The organism is Chamaesiphon sp. OTE_8_metabat_110 (assembly GCF_031382685.1).
Classification (GTDB): Bacteria; Cyanobacteriota; Cyanobacteriia; order Cyanobacteriales; family Chamaesiphonaceae; genus Chamaesiphon.
In genome coordinates this window covers 1-24,636 of the sequence record NZ_JANMZA010000032.1, presented here as the reverse complement: position 1 = coordinate 24,636, position 24,636 = coordinate 1, and the positions used below count along the sequence as shown (strand labels likewise).

Annotated in this window: 23 protein-coding genes; 9 read left to right on the top strand and 14 right to left on the bottom strand. The window is 48.1% G+C overall.

What is annotated here, in order from left to right:
* The first annotated feature begins 181 nt into the window (after positions 1-181).
* Positions 182-640, top strand: coding sequence for a hypothetical protein (locus RMO52_RS01345; RefSeq protein WP_310410276.1), 459 nt, complete (start codon positions 182-184; stop codon positions 638-640).
* A gap of 122 nt (positions 641-762) precedes the next feature.
* Here the strand turns inward: RMO52_RS01345 and RMO52_RS01340 are convergent, their stop codons facing one another.
* The 4 genes from RMO52_RS01340 to RMO52_RS01325 form a co-directional block, all read right to left on the bottom strand.
* Complete coding sequence (locus tag RMO52_RS01340) at positions 763-1,938, bottom strand: DUF2201 family putative metallopeptidase (RefSeq protein ID WP_310410274.1); 1,176 nt, start codon at positions 1,936-1,938, stop codon at positions 763-765.
* Between the two features lie 92 nt (positions 1,939-2,030).
* Positions 2,031-2,183: a hypothetical protein gene (locus RMO52_RS01335; RefSeq protein ID WP_309741913.1), complete on the bottom strand. Its 153-nt coding sequence runs from the start codon at positions 2,181-2,183 to the stop codon at positions 2,031-2,033.
* 115 nt (positions 2,184-2,298) lie between these two features.
* A complete protein-coding gene (locus RMO52_RS01330) occupies positions 2,299-3,273 on the bottom strand; it encodes a hypothetical protein (RefSeq protein WP_310410271.1) in 975 nt (324 codons plus the stop codon).
* Positions 3,274-3,415: 142 nt separating this feature from the next.
* Positions 3,416-3,961, bottom strand: a complete 546-nt coding sequence (locus RMO52_RS01325; protein WP_310410269.1) for a hypothetical protein — start codon at positions 3,959-3,961, stop codon at positions 3,416-3,418.
* A 212-nt stretch (positions 3,962-4,173) separates the two neighbouring features.
* Between RMO52_RS01325 and RMO52_RS01320 the strand changes: the two genes are divergently transcribed.
* A complete protein-coding gene (locus RMO52_RS01320; protein WP_310410266.1) occupies positions 4,174-8,163 on the top strand; it encodes a hypothetical protein in 3,990 nt (1,329 codons plus the stop codon).
* Positions 8,164-8,281: 118 nt separating this feature from the next.
* On the opposite strand, the gene RMO52_RS01315 is transcribed toward RMO52_RS01320, so the two are convergent.
* Positions 8,282-9,451: a cysteine desulfurase family protein gene (locus RMO52_RS01315; RefSeq protein WP_310410264.1), complete on the bottom strand. Its 1,170-nt coding sequence runs from the start codon at positions 9,449-9,451 to the stop codon at positions 8,282-8,284.
* Positions 9,452-9,524: 73 nt separating this feature from the next.
* Positions 9,525-9,905 carry a hypothetical protein gene (locus RMO52_RS01310; RefSeq protein ID WP_309741179.1) on the bottom strand — a complete coding sequence of 127 codons (381 nt, stop codon included), beginning with the start codon at positions 9,903-9,905 and terminating at the stop codon, positions 9,525-9,527.
* A 425-nt stretch (positions 9,906-10,330) separates the two neighbouring features.
* On the opposite strand from RMO52_RS01310, the gene RMO52_RS01305 reads away from it, so the two are divergent.
* The 5 genes from RMO52_RS01305 to cysW all read left to right on the top strand — a co-directional run bounded on the left by RMO52_RS01305 (position 10,331) and on the right by cysW (position 15,768).
* Complete coding sequence (locus tag RMO52_RS01305) at positions 10,331-11,758, top strand: phospholipase D-like domain-containing protein (protein ID WP_310410262.1); 1,428 nt, start codon at positions 10,331-10,333, stop codon at positions 11,756-11,758.
* A gap of 144 nt (positions 11,759-11,902) precedes the next feature.
* Complete coding sequence (locus RMO52_RS01300; RefSeq protein WP_310410260.1) at positions 11,903-12,760, top strand: DUF1361 domain-containing protein; 858 nt, start codon at positions 11,903-11,905, stop codon at positions 12,758-12,760.
* A 104-nt stretch (positions 12,761-12,864) separates the two neighbouring features.
* Entirely contained in the window at positions 12,865-13,914 is a 1,050-nt protein-coding gene (locus tag RMO52_RS01295) for a sulfate ABC transporter substrate-binding protein (RefSeq protein WP_310410258.1), read from the top strand.
* A 134-nt stretch (positions 13,915-14,048) separates the two neighbouring features.
* Positions 14,049-14,915 carry a sulfate ABC transporter permease subunit CysT gene (gene cysT / locus RMO52_RS01290; protein ID WP_310410256.1) on the top strand — a complete coding sequence of 289 codons (867 nt, stop codon included), beginning with the start codon at positions 14,049-14,051 and terminating at the stop codon, positions 14,913-14,915.
* Complete coding sequence (cysW, locus tag RMO52_RS01285; protein WP_309741194.1) at positions 14,905-15,768, top strand: sulfate ABC transporter permease subunit CysW; 864 nt, start codon at positions 14,905-14,907, stop codon at positions 15,766-15,768. Before cysT ends, cysW begins: the two co-directional genes overlap by 11 nt.
* 95 nt (positions 15,769-15,863) lie before the next feature.
* Here cysW and RMO52_RS01280 read toward each other — a convergent pair whose 3' ends face one another.
* Entirely contained in the window at positions 15,864-16,301 is a 438-nt protein-coding gene (locus RMO52_RS01280; protein WP_309741196.1) for an Rrf2 family transcriptional regulator, read from the bottom strand.
* 204 nt (positions 16,302-16,505) lie between these two features.
* On the opposite strand from RMO52_RS01280, the gene RMO52_RS01275 reads away from it, so the two are divergent.
* Positions 16,506-17,522, top strand: a complete 1,017-nt coding sequence (locus RMO52_RS01275; RefSeq protein ID WP_310410254.1) for a TOBE-like domain-containing protein — start codon at positions 16,506-16,508, stop codon at positions 17,520-17,522.
* Between the two features lie 111 nt (positions 17,523-17,633).
* Here the strand turns inward: RMO52_RS01275 and RMO52_RS01270 are convergent, their stop codons facing one another.
* From RMO52_RS01270 to RMO52_RS01260, 3 genes are all read right to left on the bottom strand, one after another.
* Positions 17,634-17,960: a type II toxin-antitoxin system PemK/MazF family toxin gene (locus RMO52_RS01270; protein ID WP_309738417.1), complete on the bottom strand. Its 327-nt coding sequence runs from the start codon at positions 17,958-17,960 to the stop codon at positions 17,634-17,636.
* Positions 17,947-18,177 (bottom strand): addiction module antitoxin, encoded by a 231-nt coding sequence (locus RMO52_RS01265; RefSeq protein ID WP_310410251.1) that lies wholly within the window; start codon positions 18,175-18,177, stop codon positions 17,947-17,949. Before RMO52_RS01265 ends, RMO52_RS01270 begins: the two co-directional genes overlap by 14 nt.
* A 223-nt stretch (positions 18,178-18,400) precedes the next feature.
* Entirely contained in the window at positions 18,401-19,333 is a 933-nt protein-coding gene (locus tag RMO52_RS01260) for a TetR family transcriptional regulator (protein ID WP_310410249.1), read from the bottom strand.
* Between the two features lie 35 nt (positions 19,334-19,368).
* On the opposite strand from RMO52_RS01260, the gene RMO52_RS01255 reads away from it, so the two are divergent.
* The gene (locus tag RMO52_RS01255) at positions 19,369-20,355 is read left to right on the top strand and encodes a Rieske 2Fe-2S domain-containing protein (RefSeq protein WP_310410247.1); all 987 of its coding nucleotides are present in this window, start codon (positions 19,369-19,371) and stop codon (positions 20,353-20,355) included.
* On the opposite strand, the gene RMO52_RS01250 is transcribed toward RMO52_RS01255, so the two are convergent.
* From RMO52_RS01250 to RMO52_RS01235, 4 genes are all read right to left on the bottom strand, one after another.
* Positions 20,348-21,481, bottom strand: coding sequence for a beta-ketoacyl-ACP synthase (locus RMO52_RS01250; protein WP_309738410.1), 1,134 nt, complete (start codon positions 21,479-21,481; stop codon positions 20,348-20,350). The genes RMO52_RS01255 and RMO52_RS01250 overlap by 8 nt on opposite strands.
* A 137-nt stretch (positions 21,482-21,618) precedes the next feature.
* Complete coding sequence (locus tag RMO52_RS01245; protein ID WP_309738409.1) at positions 21,619-22,341, bottom strand: peptidylprolyl isomerase; 723 nt, start codon at positions 22,339-22,341, stop codon at positions 21,619-21,621.
* A gap of 132 nt (positions 22,342-22,473) precedes the next feature.
* Entirely contained in the window at positions 22,474-23,721 is a 1,248-nt protein-coding gene (locus RMO52_RS01240) for a competence/damage-inducible protein A (RefSeq protein WP_309738408.1), read from the bottom strand.
* Between the two features lie 368 nt (positions 23,722-24,089).
* Positions 24,090-24,443 carry a hypothetical protein gene (locus RMO52_RS01235; protein ID WP_310410244.1) on the bottom strand — a complete coding sequence of 118 codons (354 nt, stop codon included), beginning with the start codon at positions 24,441-24,443 and terminating at the stop codon, positions 24,090-24,092.
* Positions 24,444-24,636: the final 193 nt, after the last annotated feature.

Sequence of the window (24,636 nt, the reverse complement as noted above, 5' to 3'; positions counted from 1 at the left end):
GTAAGAAATAAGAAAGCTTAGGACGCTTGCGTCCGTAGAATGATTTCTACCCCCTACCCCCTACCCTCTACCCTCTACCCTCTACCCCCTAATTTTGTTACATAACATCACTATCCCTTCCATTTGCCCGTGGCATCTGGTATTACTAGGCGTGAGGTAGTCGATCGAACAAAGTAGGAACATGCCAAAATACGATAATATCTTCAACGCTGAAGAGTATACCGAAGAGCCATTAAATGAAGCTGAAGGCTTGGCATCGATTGTGCTGATTACTGCTCTAGCAGACAATCCCCAGGAATTAGTGGCTCCAGATTTATTCTTGGATATTCTGGCAGATTTCGATTTGTATGTGGAGTATTCTGAAGAAGATCTACTATCGATGGTCGATCGATTGACGGCGATTGTCGCCGACCAAGGGCTGGGAGCCTTGTTTAATGCAGCAGATGAAGCAATTCCCGACGACTTGGTACCGGATGCCTATGCAGCGGCGATTTTAGCCAAGATGAATCCAGATACGGGCGAAATTCCGGCTGATGCTCAGGTATTTCTCAAAGAACTGCAAGCGGTGATGGATATCGATGATGAGGAAGCGGCGGAAGTAGTCGCAGAGATTCAAAAAGGTTTTGAAGCTAAAGAGTAGTGGGTTAATAGTGGGGGCGTTGGGTTTCGCGGCTCAACCCAACCTACGGTCTCTTATATTCAGACAATGCTAGTTTAGTAAATATTCTAGCCAGTGCCATCAAAGCATTACTTGTAGAGGCATCATATTCGATCGATCGACCGGACAGCTTCCCCAAATGGAAATCGGGCTAAATCTAGCCCCCCAGGGGTAACTACCCAGAGGGTCGGTAAAACTGGTACGTCAATTGGAAACTCACCATAGCCATCGGTGAGGTAAATACAGATCGCTTGAGTATGTCCGTCCCAGGTTTCGCGCACTCGATCGAAGAAGGGCACAAATGAGGTGCCACCGCCGCCTTGAGGGGGTGGTAACGAGTCATTGAGCGCGATCGAGTGGGGGCCATCAGCTTCACAATCAACGTAGTACAAATCGCATTCTAGATGCGGATAGGCACCTAAAATCCCGGTGACTTCGCTCATAAATAGATCGAGCGTCTGCTGATGCACCGAGCCACTGGTATCGATCGCGAGATAGACGCGCACCGACTCGCCCTGCAATGCTTCAAGATATAGTCCCCGCCCGATAAAGCGGCGATCGAAACTCTGAAAATCGTTGGGAGTTTGGACTAAGTACCGCCACAGGTATGCCTTCCAGTCTAACTGGGGACTGACGATCGCTTCAAACTCGCGTTCGATTCCGAGCGGCAGTTTACCCCATTGTGTCGTCCGCGAAATTGCACTTGCTTGTTGAATTGCGTCTCGCCAGTGAGCGGCTAGTAATTCTTGCTGGCTGCGATCTCGCCGATGTTGCTGTGTTGGTGCATCGCCTTCGCCAAATTTGTAGCGATCTTTGGGAGCGAGTAGATCGGGATCGTTCAATCGGTGGCGATCTGGTGCTGAGTCTCTTAATAGTTCATATACTTCTTCGACGCTCAGATGTTCTAATTTTTCATCGCGCAATCCATCTGGCGGTAACTCGACGCCATGCTGCTGCGAAATCATCCCATTGACGACAATATCTGCTGCAATATTCCACAACTGTGGTTCCCGTTGTTTGAGGCGTAACGGGTGTAACAGTGCCGCATGAATCAATTCGTGCAATAGCACTCCATCTTGCTGTGCTTTGGGCAAGGATGTGAGAAATTGGGGATTGAAAAAGATATCTCGCCCATCGGTGGCGGCGGTAGGAATAGTATCGCTGGGTACAAACCGCGCAAACATTGCCAGCGTACCAAAAAACGGCGATTTCATTCGTAACCGGAGCAAGGAGACGCTGATGAGCTGGGTAAAATCAACAGTTAGAGGACGATCGTTCATTCTCTAATTAATCCCATCCAAATAGGGACAATTAACAACTAGCGAATGAATTGCGAATGAATCGCGACCGCGTGATTTTCTATGGCTGAATTTTAAATAATCAATCCGAGTAAAATCGTATCGACGATCGGCGCGGGGAGCATCTCACCCCGGAAATCAATAAATTGAACGACTAATAAGTAGGCGATCGCGAGGACTAAGGAAATGATGCCAGTAACGACGGCAACAATCTTGGATCGATCCATAGTGGCAGATTAATTTATACAAATAGAAATAATTTGTATATTCTAGCATGACTAAATCCGATTGTTACCGACGATTAACGACACTAGATCGGTGAGGCATCGATAGATTCGATTGCTAGTTCGTGGCAGAAATAATGTTCACCGAGAGCTTTTGCGGGCGATATTTAAGCACGAACTCATTAATCGCATCGCGATCGGCAGGAGTAGTCATCCCGATACAACCAGCCGTTCCATCGTAGCCATTGGTTTGATTAAAACTGCGATCGAGATGAATACCTAGCGAATTGCGTCCGGTTTCAAACTGTGGAAAAATCCCGATAAAAGTTTTACCAACCTCTAAGGTGTCTCCAGGAATAATTTGACTGCTAACTGCATATAATCCATCTGGCAAAGGTGCTGCATTATTGCCGCGATCGCGATCGGCATTTTGACTTCTAGCGGTGCCGGATACGACATCAAACGTTTGATATTTTTGACCGCCAACATAGGCTTCAAGTGTATAGATCGGATTGCCGACATCGTTGGTACCTTTGCCAGGATCTCTAACTAATCGGAGATAATTGCCACTAAAAGGAGGGTTAGATCTTGCCGCAATTCTGGTTTTGGGAGCATATTTACTTTTAGAGTTACTGTTACTGAGCGTCAGGGTTTCAAGATCTAAATTTTTAGTGGCTGAGTTTTTACGCTTAGGATTAGGTTTAAGCTGGTTAGCTTGTTGTGGAGTTATTGATGGGGAGATTTTAGAATTTCGACTTGAGATGCTGCTTTTTTTGACGATCGATCTGGTGGTTGGTGCCCGGTTGGTAATGCTTTTCGCGGGTGGATGACGATCGGGATTAGCCCAAATTGGCTCGATCGAATTGCTTGGTTCGCGATTTTCGGGGATGATAGTACTGGCGGGGGCGGGGATGCGTAGATTGAGATCGGTGGGTAATGGTAAGAATTCTCGGGTGCTGGCGCTTGAGGCTTCTAGGGAAATCCGGGGGGCACGCTGGATCTGTTGGGCACCTACAGGGCTAATCTGGAGGGCAGTAGTAAATAACGGCAGCACGATTGCTTTCGACAACCAGTTCATAGTCGATAGTTTCATTTTATTTAGGTATTTAAATTAATTGAGAATTGAGAATTGAGAATTGCGAATTGCGAATTGCGAATGCTAAGCTGAGCCTTAAAAACTGATGTAAATCAGTCATTAGCGATCGCCATTTTGCTGTGACTGGTTCAATGCCTGATTAACGATCGCGATCGAGTGATTGCATGACCGTCTCGCCATCACTGACTTTCCAGCGACCGCGATATTTTACCAATGCGATCGAAGTTGACTGTTGAGATTTAATTGCTCGTTGTGCGCCTCTAGCTTTCATGAGCTGGGCGATTTCAACTCGGGCATTATTTCCGGAGAGAGATACCAATTCGATATTTTGAACTTCAATACTCATATCGACACCGGAAGATTTGAGACGAGCAAACGTCCGGCGCAAGTATTCTTTATCACTGTCTGAAGCCATGACAGAGACGCGCGCCATCCGATCCACATTATGCTCGTTCAAGCCGCGATAAAATTCGGTTAATGTTCTGTGGATACTTTTAATATCCGCTTGTTGCACTGCATTGTAGGAGACAGGTTTATCATCTTTAGTAATTAATTTGTCAGCCGCGATCGAGTCGATCGCTGGTGCAAGGTCTGCATCTGCATTCGCAGTTTGAACATTAGTATTAGCTACTAAAACTAGATTGACAAGTGCGGTTGCCGCCGTGACAAATACATATTTCAACATGATAGAAATCGGGGGTGTGCGAACGATGAGCCGATCTGTCTATGAATCGGCTGTACTTTTAATTACATCGATCGCACTTAGGCATCCGGAAGTTATTGCAAATTTCCCCAAAAAGTTTTCGACCCCATAGCACGATTTAGAAACTGTCACAGATAGCAGAGCGAAATGGGGAACCCTAAGAGAGGATAATAAGCAGTCCCCTAGCAGAAATCATGCCGCAGCCATCTGTCAAGTCGATCTGGTTGGAGTTACACATCGACCCCAACGACCCCGAACTTTTAGCGACACTAGATTTCATGGTGCGATCGAGACTGCTCGATCGATCGCAAATCCTCCAGCTCGCCCGCGAGTGTCTGAGCGAAACGCTACCAGTTGCCGATTTACCAGCTTACATTCCCGCCACTAATGTCGAACCGCTGACCCCCCGCGCCCCCTCGCGAGTCCAGTATCTGTGGCAACATCTCAAAGACGAGTTGAGCGTGCGCTGGCTGCTATTTCTGGGTGTATTCTTGGTTGTGTTATCATCTGGCGTCCTGGCGGCAACGCAATGGTCGCTATTTCCCGCGTGGGGACAGTATGGCTTGCTATGGCTGTATACGATCGGTTTTTGGGTCGTGGGTGCCTGGGCAAGGCGACAGGAGGGGCTGCGGCTGACGGCGAACACCTTGCAAATCGTCACCCTGCTGTTGATTCCGGTCAACTTTTGGGCGATCGATTCTTTTGGCTTGTGGCAGCAGCCGCTCGAATTAGTCACGGCGCTGTTGGCGGGATGCGGGCTAGCAGGCATCTTGTATTTGAGATATCGCAAAGAACGAGATAAAGCTAATTTCCAGCACTCTGGCTGGCTGCTAGCCACCTACCTGGTGCTGAGCTGTCTGCATTTAGGCTGGCAAATACCGTCGTGGTCGGCGATCGCGATTTATATCGGCGCGATCGGGGTAGTAATATTACTACAAAAACTGCGCCAGATCGAAGGTGGCTCTCTAGCAATTTATGGGCTAGGAATGCTGCTATTGCGCGGTTTGTTTGTCGAACACTTGCCGATTTATAGCTTCGGATTGGCGATCGGGATTGTCGGGTGGTTATTTACCCAGTGGGGTCTACAAAAATCCTACCGACTGACGCGACTGCAAAGTCGCAAGGTAGATGGCAACTCACTCCGAGTGCTGCGATTTGAGTCAGCACTGGGCGAATTAGCACGGCTGTATCAACAAATCGGTGCCAGCTTGCTCGGATTAGGCTGGTTGCTGGGAATCGGCGACCTGATAAGTATCCCTAAAAACAGCTCCTGGCAAGCAGTCGCCGTCAGTATTCTGGCATTAATCTGGATTTTGCAACGTCTACGCGCCTACCAGCAACAGCAATCGGTCGTCAGCCTCTTTTTCGTCGGACTGCAAACCTATCTCATTAGTAATTTTCTCTGGACACCCCTGGCGACAGGTGCCATCCTTGCCAAGATTTTACCGTTCCTACTACTGCTGTTCGGGCAAAACTATCTCCTAGCTGGTTCGCTGCTAATTTTCCCATACTTGTTGCTATGGGTATGGCTGACAGATTGGTTTTGGCAACAGGGATGGCATTCCTTATCCCGCAGGGGTGAAGCTCTTATCTTGTGGACTGGAGCAATTTTGCCCCTGATTAATCTCACCACACCCCTGAGCCTACTCATCGATTTGGTCGCATCCACCGCGATTTTGGCACACCTCACCCTGCGGTATCTGCCAATTAGAACCAGTTATATTTACTTCACCCACCTCTGCGGCTTGGCAACCATTTTTGCCGCCCTCACTAATCGCTGGGACTGGTGTCGATCGATCGCCCGTAATTTCGTCGGGGTTTCCAGTCGCAATAACGACGACGTGTTAGATTTTACCGTCCTGGCGATCGTCCTGAGCATCCTCACTGTCACTGAATTATGGCTAGCCACCCAACCCGTCACCAGAGCTAGAGATGGCTGGTACCGCAGCTCGTGGCGGATCGGCGGCGGCTTAACGATCGCCACTGGCGCGTGCTACCTAACTTTAGCTACTTTCCCCGCCCAGCAAACGATCTGGCCGATCTGGTGGTCGCTCGTCCCGATCGCCTTTACCTATGTTGCTACCCGCAAACCACCGCTCCAGCCCTGGCAACTAGCGACCCAAACCCAGTCAGCGTGGTACGCGATCGCCGGATTGGGAGGTAGCTTATTACTCACTGTCGATCGACCGCAATGGCGGTCGATCCTGCTAGCGATCGCTATCGGCGTGATGTTCCCCCTCGTCCAACGACTCAAACAAATTCTCCCCGCCGCGATTCAAATCGGCTTTGGGATAGGATTGGGCGTGAATTTGCTGGTGGCGTTCAGCTTCCCTACTCATTACTGGCTGGTAATTGGCGCGATCGCTTGTGGGGGATTGTGGGTGGTAAGTCGGAAACTACCCCGCATCTACGCAGTAGCCGCCGATCGGTGGGCGATCGCGATCGCGGGACTCGGATTGGCGACAGGATCATTAAACTATCTCCGCACCGATCTCAATTGGTTTGCCGAGATAATTGAAGTTTTCAGCAATTCACCAGGGTTGTTCGGTCTTCAGAGTGGCACTGTGACTAGATCTGGGCAGGTGTTCGACAATATTCATGCCACCACATTTTTAGCCGCTGGCATCCTCATTGCTGCCATCCAATTTCGCCAACGGTGGCAATCCACAATTCCCGCCGCTGTCTGGTTTTGGAGTACGATCTGGACGAGTGAAATCGCCCTATCCGCCCTCGTCCATCTTCTCGGTGGCGACACCCTGGTGCTAGCAACAGTCAATATTCTCCTCGCCTTGCCATTATGGCTGCGAACCCGCCACCAGCCAGAACCAGAATTCCAACTCGCGCCCTTACTATTAGCCAGTTGGGGCTTATTACTGCGACTGCCATTTTTCGAGACTTATACCGGATTACTAACGATTTCCGTCGGGATTGTAGCTGTTTTAGTCAGTCGCCGACTCAGCCCGATCGTCGGTTATGGCGGATTGCTGCTAGTCACAGGCGGTTGCTACGAGCTAGTCACCCATTACCTCCTCCAAACTCCGCCCGGTGGGAATATTGCCGATGCCTTTACTATTTATGGTCTAGTCACCGCCATCCTCGCACTGGGCTATCGGCTGAGCGTGTGGTGGCGATCGCGCCAAGATCCCGAGCGGTGGGGCAACTTTACCCTCGCTGGCTTGAGAAACTTCGCGCACCTCCACTGGGCGGTAGCTAGTGCCTGGAAAGTCGCCGCAGCCAGCATTCCCACCGATTCCGTCCCCCCCAAACTCACCCTCGTCCATCTGGGCATTAGTATCCTCCTCGGCGGCTATGCCTTAATTCAGGCACGCGCCACTCAACATGAAGGAATATCCCACCGCGATCGGGCTGACTGGTGGATTTACCTCGGTTTGGCAGAACTAATGGGCGTCGGCATCTACGCCCGATCGATCTTCCAACGCCTCGGCATCCTCGATGAGGGTCTAATTTTAATCTCCTGTCTGCTCGGACTCCTCATCCTACTAGCCCCCTGGCGACAATGGGGCTGGCGCGATCGACCCTGGCGGCTCATCGCCCTTCTCTTACCACTATCGCGAGTCATCTTCGAGTTCGTTGGCGTAGCCTCTCCTGTGGAGAATCGGATTTCCCTGCTCAACCTTGCCGTTCTGGCGGTCTTTTATGCCGGAGTAGCCCGCCGCCAACGGCAATTTGGGTGGGCTTACCTGAGCGCGATCTTCCTCAACTGGGCAGCGTTTCGGCTGTTATTTGCCTACAACCTCACCAGTCCCCTCTGGTACGCCACCGCGATCGGTTTGTCGATTTTAGCCGCAGTCCAATGGGATCCTTACTGGCAAACCTCCAAGCAAAATCGCCACTACGGACGCATCCTCGGCAGCAGCATCATCGCCGTCACCGCCTTACTCTGGCACCAACCCTGGCTCCCCATCGGTATCGGACTCGCGATCGCCAGTATCGGTATCCTCGTCAGAGTCCGCGCATGGCTCTACGTCGGCACGATCGCCTTCCTACTTACCAATACCTATCAATTGCTCATCCTCATCACCGAATACCCCATCACCAAATGGGCAATCGGACTCCTCGCCGGAGTCCTCATCATCACCCTCGCCGCCAACTTCGAGCGCCGCAAAGAACAAATCAAACGCGCCCTGCAACGTTGGCTCGATCGGTTTCAGGTGTGGGAGTGACGGGAGATGGGGGGATGGGGAGACTGGGGGACTGGGTAAAAGGTAAAAGGTAAAAGGTAAAAGTCCCAGTAGGGTGGGCACTGCCCACCACATAGGTTTGAGACATTTTAAATCCAAATTAGGCACAGACTAATTGTGGTACTAATCGATCGAGAATTTGTTTGAGTACCATTGCTGTCCAGTCGATGTCGGCGACCGTGGTACTCTTGCCGAGCGTTAGGCGAATACCGCTGACTGCCTCGGTTTGACTGTATCCCATCGCTAATAAAATCGGGCTGGGAGTGAGTTTCCCACTGGCACAAGCCGCCCCGGAGCTGATGCCGATCCCGGCGAGATTGAGGTGGCGGACGATCGTTTTGCCCGTAACGGATGCTGAGGTATCGCGATCGGGGATGTGCAGACAAAAGCTGAGGTGATGGGGCAGGCGCTGCCAACGATCCCCAGTGGGGACGAGGATCGGGCAATTGGCGAGTAGCTCGAAGCAGCGATCGCGCAAGCCGATGAGCCTGCTATTTTCGAGCGCTAATTCTTCACTTGCTAACTCAGCCGCCACGCCAAATCCAGCGATCTGGGGTACTGCTTGAGTTCCAGATCGCCAGCCCATTTCCTGTCCCCCGCCAGCGAGGAGGGGGATCAGTTCTAAACCTGGGCGAATATAGAGTGCGCCCGCACCTTGAGGGCCATAAAGCTTGTGACTGGAGATTGAGAGGAGATCGATCCCCAGTGCCCGCACGTCGATCGGGACTTTGCCAGCAGCTTGCACGGCATCAGTATGGAAACAAACTTGGTGCTGACGGCAGATCGCCGCTAGTTGGGCGATCGGTTGAATCGTGCCGACTTCACTTTGGGCGGAGATAACCGATACCAGCACGGTATTCGGACGAATGGCACGGGCGAGATCTTGAGGATCGATTCGCCCCGATCGATCGACGGGCAATTTGGTGACTTGCCAGCCTCGGGTTGCTAACCATTCTACTGGGGCATTAATCGATGAATGCTCGACACTCGAAATAATGACATGTTGAGGGGTTGAATATTGATTTGTCACCCCCATAATTGCCTGGTTATTAGCTTCAGTACCCCCCGATGTAAACGCGATCGCATCGGGGTTGGCGTTTAGCAATGCTGCTACTTGAAATCTCGCTTGTTCGATTGCTGTTGACGAGCGTTCGCCCCACTGATGGATACTCGAAGGGTTGCCCCATTCGGCTGTGAGGACTCGGTGCATCGCCGCGATCGCTTCGGTACGAGTGGGAGTAGTCGCACTGTGATCTAGGTAAATCTGCATAAACTAGAATAGCTAATTATTTTGACGTCAATTATTTCGAGTGTCTGCTGCTATCCACATAGCTGCATCTCTACTAGCTACCTGGCTTACATATATTATAGTCTTCATGGGATAAGACTTCTTTGGGTTGCAGCACCCCATCTTGCTCAAAGCACAACATCCGATAATTTCGAGTCACGGGAATGCTAATTACTAATCGGTTGTGGCGCAGCCTTTTGCCCCCAAACTCCCGATAATTCCGGCGATCTTGAAGACCGACAATAATATTTCTAGCTTTTAAAACCACATGTGATGGTAAGCTTTTGAGATCGATCGGATCGAAGGCAAAACTATCATGCCAAGTCCGTTTTTTTTCTTTCTTTTCATTGACATCTACCTCCTCTTGTAGGCAACGATGGCAAATCTGACCATAGCCTTTATGACCGCATTGAAACATTTTTCTTCGTCTGCTCATAATATCTCCCTCGATGTCTAAGGTAATTTGTAAAAATGGTAAGTAAGCAGTTACAAGTTAGCTGCATGGAAATTTAAACAATCATGTCGATCCTACCGCGCTAGTACGGTCAATCGAAGTTAGATCGTGCTTGCTGGCAAGCATTATCGTCGCTTCTCTCATAGCTGTTCGCCTAGATCGCCGCAATTGACAGTCACAATCTAGATTAGCCTCAATATCGACAATTAGCCAAGCTAACGATCGACACCTTTATTTGGCAATTCTAGAGCATAGACAGCCGTGCAGTGATTTTCGACAACATTTGAGTAATAAATGATACAATAAATTCGGTATTCTCGTAGTTGAGATGACATCAAACAATTGCGGCATTAATAGTATCGAGCTATTAATTCATCATTTATCATTCATAATTTTTGAGTTTCCCTGTGAAATTTCGACGGTTTAGCAGCGTTTGCGGCACATTACACTCCTCTCTGTTATCTAGTTTAGCTCTTGGGAGCATCGGTGTTACTATTATTTTCTGTGGATATTGGTTCTTTGGCAGATCGCCATCCAAGATTCAGGCAACTTTACCGCCACTACCGCAAGACCCATCAATTCAAATCTATTTTAACCACGATCGGTCAGTAGAGTTTACCGAACCTTACCGACACAAAACCAGGCTGGGACAGGATTTAGCCGCTAGGTTAATAAATGCGATCGACGCTGCTACCACCCAAATTGATGTCGCCGTCCAACAGTTGCAATTACCGAATATCGCTACGGCTCTAGCTGCTAAATCGCAGGCAGGGATTAAAGTTCGCGTAATTTTAGAATCCAATTATCGGCGTCCGCTGAGCGAATTGACTGGTGCCGATATCGAAGGGTTGCAGCCACGGGAGCGCCAGCACTATCAGGAATTTCAAAAATTAGCAGATCTCGACGGCAATGGCACGTTCTCACCTGCGGAGATTAACCAACGCGATGCGCTGATTATTCTCCAAAATGCCCAGATTCCAATCGTCGATGATACTGCGGATGGTTCGCGGGGGAGCGGGTTGATGCACCACAAATTTATGGTAGTAGACGGACGTCAGGTAATTGTCACTTCGGCAAATTGGACGATGAGTGATATCTATGGCGATTTTCGTAATCCCGAGAGCGAGGGCAATCAAAACAATCTCGTCCAACTCGAAAGTCGCGAATTAGCCGCAGCCTTTACAAATGAGTTCGAGCTGATGTGGGGCGATGGCAACACACCCAACCAAATTAGCCAATTTAAGGCACGCAAACCCGCGCGACTACCGTTAGAGGTATCTGTCGGTAAAACGCGGGTGCTGGTGCAATTTTCGCCGACTTCTCAGCAACAAGCCTGGGAGGATAGTAGCAATGGTTCGATCGGGAAATTTCTAAGTACGAGCCAACAGCAGGTCGATTTTGCCCTATTTGTGTTTTCAGAACCTGGGTTAGCAAGTATTTTACAAGCTCGATCGCAGCAAGGTGTTAAGGTGCGGGGGACGATCGATCGGGAGTTTGCTTATCGGGATTATAGTTCGGGTTTGGCACTGATGGGCGTGGCTACTAGTACTGGTTGTCCAGTGGGAACTAATTCACCACTTATAGAGACAATTGGAGTACCGACTTTACCCACTGGCGACCTCCTCCATCATAAGTTTGCGATAATCGATCGGCGCACCGTGATTACTGGTTCGCATAATTGGTCGAATGCTGCCAATTATCGTAATGATGAGACACTTTTAGTCATTCAGGACAATCCTACCGTCGCTGCACATTTCGATCGCGAGTTTGACCGACTTTACGAACAGGCGATTATAGGCATCCCCGCTCGACTGAAAAGTCAGCGGTGTGGATAGACTTTGGGCAGCCCAAGTTGCTACCTACTTTTTGCCTGCGACTTCTAACCGCTGGGTTAGGGATGAGATTTTAAATGTTAGGCTGTAGCTTGTATGGAATTTTAGACCGCGAATTACCGATTAATCAGATCCGGTTCGGATAGCATGACTTTATTACAAATTCCGCTCTCGATCGAGCCAACCATTCAAGTTATTGCCGAAGATATCGGTCGGATTGCTTGGAATAGTTTTCTGGCGCTCGTTCCATTAACTCTCAGTTTTTTTCTATTCGATCGGCCTCGATCGCGAGCGTTTTGCTGGAGTATTTATATCTTACTCGGCGCAAGCTTTATTGTCGGTATCAAGAAATACAACAATGGCGATTTACTCGAAGCACTCCAGCGGATATTGCTGTCTTTATGGGGTGTCAGAATAATTTTTCTAGCGATCGCGATCGGTCTGATTATTATTTTGGCGATCGTCGAACGCCGCTTTCAGATCGATCGAGATGCTTATGTACTCAGGGAGACACCGCAGCACCACCGTTCGATTTTTTGGTGGGTGGGATTGTTTCTATTTTTAGCTATTCTACCAAATGCACCGTATATTCTTACGGACATCATTCATTTTTATGAAGCGGTGCGGACGTTAACTTCGGTGTGGACTATCACGCTAATTATCGTTCCTATCTATATTATTTTTATCGGACTGGGATGGCTTTCTTATATATTTTCACTAGCCAACGTCAATCGATATTTACACAAATATCAGCTCGATCGATATACCAATATTATTGAGTTTAGCTTACACTTCCTCTGTGCGATCGGCATTTATATCGGTAGATTTATCCGATTTAATAGCTGGAGTTTAGTTACTCAACCAAAACAGTTTTTAACAATTTTACCAGGGGAATTAATTGGTAAATTCCCATTATTAGTCATTTTATTAACGTTCTTAATCATTACAATTTTGTATGCAATATGTAAGCCGATCGTCTCCAAGTCAGCAATCTATAGCTATTAGCAAAATTACCTGCTATTGACCTAATGTAGGGATATTGTTAGAATGAGCCAGAGATTTGAACTATATTCCGATCTAAATACAGTAGATTTATTAGAGGCAACGTCATGACCGTCAGCCAGCAGGTGACAAGATCGATTGTAGGATTGTTCATTGGCGCGGGTTTGAGCCTATCGATGGGTGCTTGCGGTAAGAGTGATGCCCCGTCAACCAGCAATTCTCAGGCAGGATCGAAACAGGACGTTACCATCACTCTTGTTGGCTATGCCGTACCCAAAGCGGCTCATGATGCCATCATTCAAAAATTCACAACCAAGTGGCAACAAGAACAAAACCAAAAAGTTACTTTCAAGCAGACTTACGGCGGTTCTGGTTCTCAAACCCGCGCAGTCATTGACGGTTTACCTGCGGATGTGGTGCATCTAGCCTTGGGTAGCGATGTCAATAAATTGGCGCAAGCCTCCCTCGTCTCGCCAGATTGGGCAAAAAAATTACCAAACAATGGTATTGTCGCGCGTTCGGTCGTCGCGATCGTCACCCGCCCCGGCAATCCCAAACAAATTAAATCCTTTAACGATCTGGCGCGTCCCGATGTCAAATGGGTAACAGCTAACCCTAAAACCTCCGGCGGCGCACGCTGGAATTTCCTCGCTTTATGGAATAGTGCTACCAAAGCCGGGGGGAATGAAGCCAAAACCACCGAATTTGTCACCAATGCGTTTAAAAATGTGGTCGTGCAGCCGAAGGATGCTCGGGAAGCTACCGATGCTTTTGCCAAGCAGGGACAAGGCGATGCGCTCCTCAACTATGAAAATGAGACAATTTTTGCCAAAGAAAGAGGGCAATCCCTCGATTATGTCGTGCCGGATGTGAATGTATCGATCGATACTCCTGTCGCGATTGTCGATAAGAATGTCGATAAACATGGCAATCGCGAAGTCGTCGAAGCTTTTGTCAAGTATCTGTTCTCGCCAGAATCTCAAGCTGAATTTGTGAAGCTGGGCTATCGTCCGGCTTCCACAGCCGCACCAGATCCCCGCTTCCCCAAAATCAAAACCCTCGGAACAATCGCCGAATATGGCGGTTGGGACAGTTTTCAGCAGAAATTCTTCGAGGATGGCGGTGTTTACGATAAAATTCAAGCTGGCAAGAAATAACTAATTTACGATCGTCAATGGTGCGTTACGCTGACGCGGTAACACACCCTACAGTAGTTGTACAGAGCCAAATAGGTGCGACGATCTGAGCGCGTTAATTTAGAAAGACTTGTTACCTTCAGCAGAATATCTCCATGAGTAATATTATTACCGCCAGTCTCGTCAAACCAAAATCAACTTGGCGACAGTGGTTCGATCGCATCAGACACTTATCATGGACTTGGCGGATTACCTGGTTTTATCTGAGCGCGATGCTCTTATTGCCACTGGCGGCAATGTTTGCCAAGGCGGGAAGTGGCGGCTGGGCTAAATTTTGGGCAGTAGCTAGCAGCCCCGAAGCAATATCTACCTATGATGTCACCTTTACCACCTCACTGATTGCCACCCTGATTAATGGGTTATTTGGCACCGCGATCGCGTGGGTCTTAGTACGGTATGATTTTCCTGGCAAACGGATCATCGACGCCTCGATCGATCTCCCATTTGCATTACCAACTTCAGTCGCTGGACTAACTCTAGCCACAGTCTACAGCGAAAATGGCTGGATTGGCGGTATCTTCGCGCCATTTGGCATCAAAATCGCCTTCACGCGGTTGGGAGTCGGGATCGCAATGTTATTCATCTCTTTACCATTTATCGTCCGTACCGTGCAACCTGTCTTGATCGAGCTAGAACGCGATATCGAAGAAGCGGCGTGGTGTTTGGGTGCGTCGGATTGGCAAACATTTCGCCAAGTAATTTTCCCGCCGTTATTACCATCGATTTTGACGGGGATGGCGTTGGGGTTTTCCCGTGCGGTTGGTGAATATGGCTCGACGGTAATTATCGCTTCTAATACACCCTTTAAAGATCTAATTGCCCCAGTACTGATCTTTCAAAGATTGGAGCAATATGACTATGCTGGTGCGACGACAATTGGCGTAGTTTTATTATTGATTTCCCTGGTATTATTACTTGCCATCAATATTTTACAAGCTTGGGGTCAGCGTTATGAAGACTAGCGATATTCCTAATACTTTAGTCCGACAAGGGCCAGCACAGAAAGCAACTAATTGGGTACCGATCGTCTTAATTGGACTCGCGATCGGTTACATTAGTGTGGTTATTTATATTCCAGCGATTAATGTTTTCTACCAGGCATTTCATAAAGGATTAGAACCATTTTTAGCTAATTTAACACGTCCAGACTTTCTCAATGCGGTCAGGATTACTGTCTCTTTAGCGCTGATTACCGTCCCGATTAATACCATATTTGGACTGTGTGCGGCTTGGTCGATCGCGCGGCATCAATTTCCAGGGCGCACGTTATTATTAAGTATTATCGACCTGCCCTTATCGATTTCGCCAGTAGTTGCAGGCTTGATGATTATGTTGCTCTACGGGCGTCAAGGTTGGTTTGGTGGCTGGCTCCAAGATCGCGGCATCGATATCGTGTTTGCCTTTCCAGGGATGGCTCTAGCGACTGCTTTTGTGAGTATGCCTTTTGTCGTCAGAGAGGTAATTCCTGTCTTGGAAGAGGCTGGTGTAGACCAAGAGGAAGCCGCCAGAACTCTCGGTGCTAGCGACTGGCAAATATTTTGGCGGGTAACTATCCCGAATATTCGCTGGGGGTTGATGTATGGCGTGTTGCTGACAAATGCTCGTGCGATGGGCGAGTTTGGTGCGGTTTCGGTGGTGTCGGGAAATGTGGCTAATACGACTCAAAGTTTGCCGTTGTTTGTCGAAGAAGTTTATAAGCAATATGAAACCGAAGCTGCTTTTTCCGCCGCAGTTCTACTGGCGTTACTCGCCGCAGTTACGTTGGTTATTAAGGAAGTTTTAGAAAGTAAAACGCGAATTAAAGACAAATCTTAATTGAAGGAATTAAGCATAATTTCTAGATGGTGGGCAGTGCCCACCCTACTACTACTATCTACAGATCTACCCTCTACTATCCTATCCCCTATTCCCTAAATATAATACATTGGACTGCTTTGACGCTGAGTTTCCAATGTTTTCGCTAAATCTTGAAGAGTGTAATTAACTAAGATGTCATTTACAGAATCTTTGATTTCGGCGAACGTTTGCACGATAACGGTTTTTTCTGGGGTGCTGGGGGTTGCGGGATCGACTTTTTTACGATTGCCACTACCTTCGATCGCAACTACCACGTCTAACAATGTAATCTGCCAGAGTTCCTTGGCAAGGAGATAGCCACCTTTCATCCCGCGCTGACTGGAGATAATGCCTTGGCGTTTGAGCAATGTAAAAATCTGGTCGAGATATCGCTCTGGCAATGCTTGACTAGCCGCAATCTCGTTGACTTTGAGCGGCTTGCCTTGCGCCTGACGATCGGCAATTTCGAGCAGGGCAACTAAAGCGTATTCTAGTCGAGAAGATAGTTCCACAAGTAGTTCGATCGGGTATTATCTTTAAGATATCACGGTTTTCCGCTCGATCTGTCGTAGTAGCTTATAATTGTGGGAGGGTATATGTTGTCTAAATTAATAATTCGATGCTAAGTAAGCGGATTTTTAAATTAGGTATAAAATAAATTCAATTGTTAAGTATAGGTTTAATTAAATATTCTAGCGATCGAGTATCTTAAATAAATGGGTATATCAGTAAAAAATGTCTCGAAACAATTTGGCAGCTTTCAGGCAGTCGAGAATGTTGACCTAGAGATCGAATCGGGTGCGCTAGTGGCGTTGCTGGGGCCATCAGGCTCGGGCAAATCGACACTCCTGCGGCTGATTGCAGGGCTAGAAACCCCTGATAATGGCAAAATTTGGCTTACGGGTACCGATGCGACTTATCAGAGCGTCCAGGAGCGAAATATCGGGTTTGTGTTTCAGCACTATGCGCTGTTCAAGCACATGACAATTCGCGAAAATATCGGCTTTGGTTTAAAGATTCGCAAGGCGAGTGCGGCGAAGATTAAAGCTAGAGCCGATGAGTTGCTAGATCTAGTGCAGCTTGCAGGTTTGGGAGATCGCTATCCCTCCCAGTTATCCGGCGGACAGCGGCAGCGGGTGGCTTTGGCGCGATCGCTGGCTGTCGAACCGAAGGTATTATTATTAGATGAACCTTTTGGAGCGTTGGATGCCAAGGTGAGAAAGGATTTACGCGCCTGGTTGCGCCGTCTCCACGACGAGGTACATGTGACGACGGTATTTGTCACTCACGACCAGGAGGAGGCGATGGAAGTAGCCGATAAAATCGTGGTGATGAATAAAGGTCAAATCGAGCAAGTCGGGACAGCAGCGGAGATTTATGACCGACCTGCGAGTGCATTTGTAATGAGCTTTATCGGCCCCGTGAACGTGTTACCTAGCAGTGCCGATATCTTCCAAAATAACGGCTTTGAAGCCAATCATCCTCAAGTATATCTCCGTCCTCAAGATGTCGCGATCGCAACCGAACCCGATGAGACGACGGTTAAAGCTACGCTGACGCGAATTATCCATCTCGGCTGGGAAATTCAAGCCGAATTAACTTTAGCTGACGGGCAAGTTATTTCCGCACATCTAACTCGCGATCGCTTCGACGAGTTACACTTGGAGCCTCAGCAAACTGTGTATGTTAAGCCCAAGGAAGCTAAATCTTTTCCCCTGTATTATTCAATCTAAATTTCTAACGGTCAGCTACGGTTTTAGCGACATTGATGCAAAAATTAGACGAGTCTTACCTTTACATTCCGATCGACTCGATCGAGTGTAGTTTCTAGTACGATTAATTACTTAGAGTTGCATACCAAGTTGAATTTTAACTATACGCTCGATTGATTTCATGTCATCTACTGAGATCGTACCGAGTTTATTTACCAGTCGATCCTTAGATGCCGTTGTCAATTGGTCTGCCATTGCCTTACTTTCTTTGCCATCGATCGTGACGATGGCTTCACTAGGATATAATCGACCAGTGTTGCTTGTCAGTGGCACCACTTGAACGCGATTTAGTGAGGCATTAGCAGCATCATTGCTAATAATAACCGCAGGTCGAGTTTTCCGAATTTCTCCACCAACAGAGGGGTCAAAATCTACCCACCAGACTTCACCTCTGAGCATCACTTACGATCCCAATTAGCCCATTGCTCCATTCCAATGCTTCGCGCTCCCGCTCGGTATCTGCTGCCATTGCCTGATAAGCAGATGTCAGATCTTCTTTCATGACGTGGGGACGAGCTAAATTTTCGATGAATTTACTAATATTTCCTTTGCCGACAACCCGATAGAGAGCATCATAAACCTCTCGATCGATCGTGATGGTCATTTTCTGTTGCATGGCGATTGTCACTCGATATATCCGCCTATGTTAACACATACACGTATACGTGCTAAGTCGATTATTAGCAGTGTGCATAATTTGTCGATCGCATCATGGCAGCTTTGAAGGGAAAGTTCTCGATCGATCCCTCATTCGATATCAACCTAGTAGCAGTAAAATAGAGTCGAGTAAGTATCGATGCAGAATAGGAAGAATAGATTAATCTCGATCTCGCGGAAACTTATGCTTCACTATCGACATCAGCATGAGACTGTCGTACCCAATTAATCGCCGTATTATGAGATACTCCCGTTTGGCGTTCGATCTCGCGGAAGCTCATACCTTGATGATGTAAATCGAGACATTGTTGCTTAACTTGTGGAGGATAGCCACGCACGCTGTATTCATCTGCAAATTGCCGACCGCAAGCCCCGCAGATGTAGCGTTGCTTGTTGTGGCGATGTCCGTTTTTTGCGACTCGATCGCTGCCACATTCAACACATTTCATTACTTTACTGTGCAAGATTAGCAGATCGTCACCGATGTAGGGGTTGAGATAAGCACAAAGCAAATCTTTTAGCTCTGTATATAGCTTCTGGCGATGTTCGGAATCGGCTTTGAGCGCGACTAGAAACAAGCCATTGTACGTGCGATGGAAGACTTCGGCGATTAGTTCGCTTTTGTCGCGATCGAGATTGGGGTTGCGCTGTTGGCACAGATCGGCAAACTGATTTATCACCATCCGATCGAAATTATCGTCAAATAAAATAAACAGTCCGGGAATTTGGTTGAGAAAGTACTGTAGATAGACGATTCTAGGGATCGGATGCTCGAAATACTGGGCATGAGCATCGACGATATCCCCGATCGTTTGGACGAGGGGACGACGCAGATCTTTGGTAACTAACCGAGCATTAACGATCGCGACTTGCTGCATGTGTTCGGCTTCGAGGGCATGGAAAATCGCTAATTTGTCAGGGAAGAACTGATAAATCGAGCCGACTGCGGTATTGGCTCGATCGGCTATTTGTTGCGTTGTGGCAGCGACATAACCCACCTGGGCAAAGACTTCTGCTGCTGCTGTCAAAATTTTGGCGACCCGTTGCTGTCCGCGTTGCTGCTTCGGTTGACGCCGCAAGGAATTAGCACTGGACATTTGTGAGGATTTATTCATAAAATTGCCGTATCGACTTATTCAACCATTCGCTCATGAATATGCTCCAAGGCGCACCCTGGCTTCTAGCTCACAAATCCATGCTAGCAGTCAACAAACCCTTTAAGGTATCGCTCTATGGTAATGATTACGTGCTCTGGAAAGATGCGGGCGGAAATATTAATGCCCTCGAAAATACCTGCCCCCACATGGGCGCGATGCTATCTGAAGGTTGGTGTGAGGTGAAACCAGATGGTACGAGTCGCATAGTTTGTCCCTTTCACGCGCTGGAATTTGATGGCGCAGGCTGTACGGTTTTGCCCGGTTCAAATAAGCAAACGCTACCGCAATTAGCCCAGCTAGAATTAATTATTCAGGGTGATTTTATCTGGTCGTATGGTGGACACGAACCCAAAATACCGATTCCCAATATTCTGAATGAAATTGCGGCTAATTATAAATTTGTCGGTCAGACAGGCGATTGTAGCGTCGAAACCGATCTGCGATCGATGCTGTTGAATATGCACGATTATAATCATCAAAACGGTACTCATCGAGAGATGTTTAAAATCACTGAGGTACAGTTCGATCGATTTATTGATGATGGACATCATTCTGATGCCTATTACAATATGCCTACCGCGCCAAGTAGCTTGCGGGAAAGACTCAAGAACCCAGCTTTATTGACGATTCCCAAGGTGCTGTCGGCACATCTGGAGAATTATTTTCCGCATTTAGTTATTTTCCACGGCGATCTACCAGCGGGGAAAATAGCGCAATGTCATTTCTTTGTACCAGAATCTCTACACCACACTCGCACTTATGTGCTGCTATTCGCTCAACTGAAGAGTCCAATTTTTAGATTGATGAAGCAGCAGTTTTTAGATATCATTCGGGTTGTCATCGAACAGGATGCAGCTATTTTGTCAAAAATTTATCCTGGTGCCCCACAGAAGATTAAGTTGAATAATGAAGTGGGCATGGATTGGGTACATCGTAACTTTGACAGCTTTCCAATGGTGTCAGATTTGCTGGTTAAGTAGGTTGCCATTTTTTGAGGGAGATCGCCGCATTTTGTCCGCCAAATCCAAAACTTAGGCATAGCAAATTATTGACCTCTGTCTGACGTGAAATTGTCACTAAATTGAGATCGAATTCAGGATTTTTTAGACCCACACATGGCGGTAAAGTTTGAGTCGCGATCGCTCTTAAACACAGTGCTACCCCCACCGCGCCGGATGCGCCTAATGTATGTCCCGTCGCTCCTTTGGTGGAACTTACCGCTACGCCATCAGGGAAAATTTGTTGGATTAATTGGCTTTCGCGGCGATCGTTTAGGGGCGTACTCGTACCGTGGGCGTGGATATAATCGATATCTGTGGGAGCGAGTTTGGATCGATCGAGACATTGATAAATAGCATTCACACCAGCCGTTCCCGACTCGTCCATCGCGCACATGTGGTAAGCATCATTCGTCAAGCCAAATCCCAATACTTCCCCATAAATCTTCGCACCGCGAGCGCGTGCTAAGTCCGCTGTCTCTAGGATAAATACTGCCCCGGCTTCACCTAAAACTAACCCCTCTCGGCGCAGATCGAATGGATAACAGCCTGTTGTCGCCAACGCACCCATCTGGGTAAAACCCGCGATCGTTAGTGGCGTAACTGGCGCTTCGACAGCACCTGCGATCGCCCGCTCGCAGGCTCCAGAGCGCATCAAATTCACGGCTTGCGCGATCGACCATATTCCCGTCGCACAAGCCGCCATCGGGGCTAATACAGCCGATCGAGAGCCGATCGCTCTGGCAGTCTCGATCGCCAGACTGTGAGGTAAGATATTCAACCAGTTAGTAAGATCGCGCTGGGGGGGATTGGCGAGTGCTTTTTCCCATTCACCTTGATAACTCCGACTCGAACCGATCGCGACGCCACAATCTAGCAGTGGTAAACTTAAATCCGCATCCATAACAGCTTCTGCCACCACCAGCCGTGCGAGTGCCAACAAATCGTGCGGCGCTTGGGGATTTATCAAAGCTAACGGCAATGGTGGAAAATTCTCAAAAGGTTGCCGTAATTCGATCGCCGAGCAGCCATTATTTACAGCTTGCCACGTCCGCGCTAGATCGCCAAGTGCCGATCTAAAGCCAATTCCAGTAATTACAATTTGCATCTGTCTGCACCAGCAACCTTGGTGAGTTAGACACCTTAAAAATGAGGGCAAGGAGCTAATCGATTCGCCCCTTACCCTCATTTTAATCAATACCGCGTGCTTTATTTAGTCGTAAATTGCAACTTGAGCCGATCGACTTATTTCTTGAGATTCTCAATGCCTCTAGTTACTTTTGCTGACGTAATTTTATCGCCTTGTTCGATCGTATCAATAATTTCTAAGCCCTGAGTAATTTTCCCAAAAACAGCATAGTCACCATCGAGGAAGCCAATATCGGCTAGGGTGAAATAAAACTGGGAAGATGCCGAATCAGGCGACTGGGATCTTGCCATCGCGATCGCACCTCGGGTATGTTGAAGTTCGGGAGATTGGAGTTGTGGCGCATCTTGCTTGGTTTTATTATACAGTGGGACGCTAGCACCTTTGGGTTTAATTTCTAGGGGAATCTGCCGTTCGGAACTCGTACCAGTAGGAATATAACCGCCACTACCATTACCTTTAGGATCGCCACCTTGCACGACAAAAGGTTGTGGTTTGCGAATTACGCGGTGAAACGTCAGTCCGTTATAAAAGCCTTTCTGAACTAAATCGACAAAGTTACCCGCACTAATCGGGGCGTTATTACCGTCTAACTCGATCGTGATTTGTTTATTACCTTTGACAGTCATCACTACTGTCGCTTTACCGTTTAGTCTGGGCAATCCAGGGAACTGGTTCGTAGTCGCATCGGGGCTAGTAGTTGGCGATGAGGGACTAGGCGGAGTTGCCGCTTGTTGGCGATTGGGATTTTCACAACTACCCAAAATTAGGGTACCCAAAAGCAAACTAACTACGAGTAGGTGTTGAAATGGTTTCTGCATCTGTTGGTTCGGGGAAGTAAATATTTTCGTCAATTCAGTGTAAGTCGCTCGCGACCTCTATTAACTAGGACTGCTGAAAATAGATAGAGTTCCGATCTGTATATTAAACTTCTTGCATCTACCCTCTACCCTCTATCCCCCAACCCGCCGCCGCAATAAATTCAAGCTCTGAGCCGCCGACATCTGCCGAATCAATTCACGATCGCGTTGGCTCCCCAATTGATACTTAATTCCCTCTATACTGCCATCGGGAGCCGCAATGCCGATATATACTAAGCCCACAGGCTTGGCGTCCGTACCCCCACCAGGACCAGCAATCCCGGTAATACTCACGCCCCAATCCGTGCCTAATTTGGCTTTAACTCCCGCTGCCATTTGACGGGCAACTATCTCGCTCACCGCGCCCTCTGTCGCTAGCACCTCGGGATCTACTCCTAATAAATCGACTTTTACCCGATTCGCATAGGAAATAATGCCGCCCATAAAATAGTCCGAACTCCCCGCCGTCTCTGTCAACATTTGCCCCAAACCACCGCCAGTGCAAGACTCAGCCACTGCTAAAGTTTGTCCTTTAGCCCTTAATCTTTCCCCTACTACGCTGGCTAAGGTATCCTCATCGCTACCATAATAATCATCACCAGCAATCTGCTGGATCTCCGCAGCAATTGGGGCGATTAATTGTGCTGCGGCGGCTTCACTAGTAGCCCGAGCCGATATCCGCAATCTGACCTGTCCTTTCCCAGCATAGGGAGCTACAGTGGGATTCGGTGAATTGAATAAATGGTTGACCTTTTCGGCTAGAGCGGCTTCGGGAATCCCAAAAAACCGCAGACTGCGACTATAAATCCGATCTTGCCCGTAACCTTGGGTTTTTAAAAACGGAACGGCTGTATCCCGCCACATCCGGTGCATCTCACGCGGTACGCCCGGAAAAGTCAAGATCGTCAATCCCGCCCGTGGTTGCCAAATCATCCCTGGTGCGGTACCGGAGGGATTGGGTAATATCGCTGCGCCTGCGGGTTGTAGCGCTTGTTTCCGGTTGCTCGGAGTCATCTTGCGCCCGATGCTAGCAAACTTGAACTCGATATCGGCGATCGTTTCCGGATGTTCGACCAACGGTGTCTTAAAATAATCCGCGATCGCTTCTGTAGTCAAGTCATCCGGCGTCGGCCCCAAGCCACCTGTAAATATCAAGATACTCGATCGAGCCGCCGCAATCTCGATCGCCTGATGGACTCGATCGACATTATCACCCACGACAGTTTGATAAAAATGCGGTACTCCTAATGCGGCTAATTCCTGCGCTAGGTACTGAGAATTACTATTGAGAATATCACCGAGTAATAATTCGGTACCGACACAGATTACTTCAGCAGCCATAATATTTGGGAGATTACTAAATACTATAAGTTACACATCCTTTGACGATCTCGATAGAACGCTACTTTTAAATGTACTTAAGACCGATCGACTTCTATAAATCGTACTATAAAGGAGGCAATCTAAAATAGATTGCCTCCTTTTGCTGGTAACTTAATCGATGATGGGTGTTGCTGAAATGATGTATGGTTTCCCACCGATCGAAATGGCTAACTCCCCAAAGCCTCAAGCCTAAAGCCTCAAAACTTTTCATACCCCAATTCAGCAATGCCCAATGATGAATAATCCGCCACCCCGATCTACTGGTAGAAATAGATAGATTGCACTCTGAGTCGAGATCGGTGTCAACGATCGGGGCTAATTTAGCACTAGTGGCGATATTCGCGACGGTCGTCATAACGAAGATCGTCATAGCGACGGTCATCATAACGTCGATCGTTGTGATAACGCTCTTGATAGTAGCGCTTGCGCTCTTGACGGCGTTGGGAATAGTATTCCCGGCGACGAAGCTCTGCTTCTCGTTCCCGCTCGATCTGGCGGTAACGATCGTCATCGCGGTACGAGCGATCGTTGCCGCCAATCTTGATAATTAGTTGTGCGTGCAGATCTCCGGCTGGCTGTCTAGCAGAGACAGCACTATCGGTTGTACTCATCGCGTGAGATTTGGGCGCGATCGACATTACGGTTAATAGGGCGATCGCCAATGCTGTAAGTTTTGGCATGATTACATCCGAATATAACGATAGATACTAGAAATATCATTTCGATCTTAGATCGATCGCCATTAATAATCATCGGGCTAAGGTACTGTTTTTCACCTCAGCTCATCTATCTTTAGTCACGGTTAGGTACGGAACGAGATGAACTTTGTCAAGTATAAATCCAAAAATGTGGCAACGAGCGTGCGCTCGTTGC